Below are 2394 nucleotides of genomic sequence, written 5' to 3' on the forward strand. Positions count from 1 at the left end.
GTTTCTGTTGCTGCAGTATGCACGGCTCGTACGACGGGCTACCGGGATGGATTCCAAGGCTTTCGCACTTGTGCTGGTATTCCTCGGCGCTCCATTCGTCGAGCGTGTCGCACGCGGAGAGCAGTGCCGACGAAGCAAGAGCCGCCGCCATCAAAGTCAAGCGCCGGGGCCGGTCGGTAAGCAACATTTCCTTCTCCTTTTAAGGGCGGGATGAGTGGGGCTGCGATCCCGTGTCTCCGGGCTGGGTCGATATCTTTAGGTTATCACCGATCCGAAGATGGCTCTATTGAGCCGGATCCGGGCACAGTACGATACCGGCCACCGCATCACCGCATCACCGCATCACTGCGCCACTGCGTCACCGCGCCACTGAGTTACGCAGCATCACCCGGCAGGTGCCACGTGACACGGGCAACGGGTCACAGGCTATTTCGCCGCATGACGCATGGCCAGGGTGGCATCGGAACAAGGAATCGAGCATGCGTTTCGAAGAAAACATCACACTGACTCACATCGACCAGGGCACGCCCATGGGCGACTTGCTGCGCCAATTCTGGCTGCCCGCCCTGTTGTCGGAGGAACTGCCGGAGAACGACGGCCCGCCGCTGCGGGTGACGCTGTTGGGCGAAGAGCTGGTGGCCTTCCGGGATACCGACGGCAAGGTCGGATTGCTGAGCGCCTATTGCCCCCATCGCCGCGCCGAGCTCTATCTGGGACGCAACGAAGGGTCGGGCCTACGCTGTGCGTATCACGGCTGGAAGTTCGATGTCCGCGGCCAGTGCGTCGATATCCCGACCGATGCCTGTGGGCCGGAGGTCTTGAAGCGGATGGGCACCACCGCGTACGAAACCCGGGAGCACGGCGGCATCGTCTGGGCCTACATGGGCCCGGCGCAGCCGCCCGCCGACGTGCCCGAGCTCGACTTCTGCCGGGTCGCGCCCGAGCAGCGCTATGTCTCGAAATGCCTCATGAAGTGCAACTACCTGCAGGCGCTCGAGGGCAGCATCGATTATTCCCATATCTCGTTCCTGCACAAGGATCTCGAAGGGGGCACGGGCAAGGCGGACACCTTCGGGCTGGGCGAGATGATCAAGTATTCCGAAGACGACGGACGCCCCACGATTTTCTGTGACCGGGTCGAGCATGGCCTGCAGATTGCCGCGCGCCGCGAAGCCGGCGCCGACGCCTACTATTGGCGCATTGCCCGCTGGTTCATGCCTGTCATCGTGGTGGTGCCGACCGCGCCGGGCAATGTGTGCCGGGCCAATATTTTCGTTCCCATCGACGACGAAAACTGCTGGTGGTATCGCATCCGCTGGCATGCGGAACGCGCGCTGACGGAGCAGGAGATCGAAGGCTACAAGCACGGCGCATTCGATTATGCCGAGCTGGTTCCGGGGACTTATCTGCCCAAGGGGACCCGGGAGAACGATTATCTGCAGGACAGGGCCGAGCAGCGCACCCGGTCGTTCACGGGCATTCCCAGCGCGCAGTTGCAGGACCTGGCGATCCAGGAAAGCCAGGGGCGCATTCACGACCGCAGCCGCGAGCGGCTGGTCAAGACCGATCTTCCCATCGTGCAATGCCGCCGGTCGCTGTTGCAGGCCGCCGACGAGCTGGTCAAGGGCAATGCGCCAGCCCTGGCTTCCCGGCCCCAGGCGTATCGCGGCAGGGCGTACGCAATCACCCGGCCCCGGAATGTGGAGCTGGCGCGGATCCGTGAAGAACTGGCCAACGAATAAATAGCGGTTTTAATAGCGGTTTTTCGGAGGGCGGCGGCCGGGGATTTCCCGCCGCCGCTTCGATCATTCCTGAGGAGACAATATGTTCATGCGGACCTTATCCTGTTTGATGGTTTCATTCGCCGCGATCTGGCCGGCGGCTTTCGCGCACGCGCAATCGTATCCGACGGGGCCGATCACGATCGTCGCGCCGTTCCCGGCCGGCGGCACGCCGGACCTGGTGGCCAGGGTGATCGCCGATAAGGCCTCATCCATCATGGGGGTGCCCATGGTGGTGGAAGCCAAGCCCGGCGGGCAAAGCATTACCGGCACCACCACCGTCGCCAACGCGCGCCCCGACGGGCACACCTGGCTGCTGGCGACGCTGAGCTTCGTGACGAGCCCGGTGCTGGTCAAGGGCGTCAGCTGGGATCCCGTCAAGAGCTTTCGCGGGATCGCGCAGCTTGCCACGGCGCCCGTGGTCGCGGTCGTGCCCGCGTCGCTGGGCGTGACCACATTGCGCGATTTCGTGGCCAAAGCCAAGCAGGCGCCGGGGGAATTGAACTATCTCATGCCCGGGGTCGGCACTTCCATGCATTTGAATACCGAAATGCTGAAGAAGTCGGCCGGCATCGACCTGTTCGCCATCCCTTATAAAGGCACGCCGCTGGGC

3 protein-coding genes are annotated in these 2394 nt (G+C 63.6%); 2 read left to right on the forward strand and 1 reads right to left on the reverse strand.

The annotated features are described in order from the left end of the window. A partial coding sequence (locus tag N5K27_RS28735; RefSeq protein ID WP_132980775.1) for a hypothetical protein occupies positions 1 to 187 on the reverse strand: 187 nt, incomplete at its 3' end. A gap of 292 nt (positions 188 to 479) precedes the next feature. Here N5K27_RS28735 and N5K27_RS28740 point away from each other — a divergent pair. Continuing rightward, on the forward strand, positions 480 to 1742 hold the full coding sequence (locus N5K27_RS28740) for a Rieske 2Fe-2S domain-containing protein (protein ID WP_070401332.1): 1263 nt from the start codon (positions 480 to 482) through the stop codon (positions 1740 to 1742). Between the two features lie 109 nt (positions 1743 to 1851). Next, the coding region (locus tag N5K27_RS28745; RefSeq protein ID WP_254914563.1) for a tripartite tricarboxylate transporter substrate-binding protein at positions 1852 to 2394 on the forward strand (543 nt) is incomplete at its 3' end.

It is taken from the genome of Pigmentiphaga sp. GD03639 (genome assembly GCF_029845405.1).
GTDB lineage: Bacteria > Pseudomonadota > Gammaproteobacteria > Burkholderiales > Burkholderiaceae_B > Pigmentiphaga > Pigmentiphaga daeguensis.

Bases quoted from the DNA above. Each gene is read 5' to 3' on its own strand.
- N5K27_RS28740 (WP_070401332.1), top strand. From the start codon at position 480: ATGCGTTTCGAAGAAAACATCACACTGACTCACATCGACCAGGGCACG.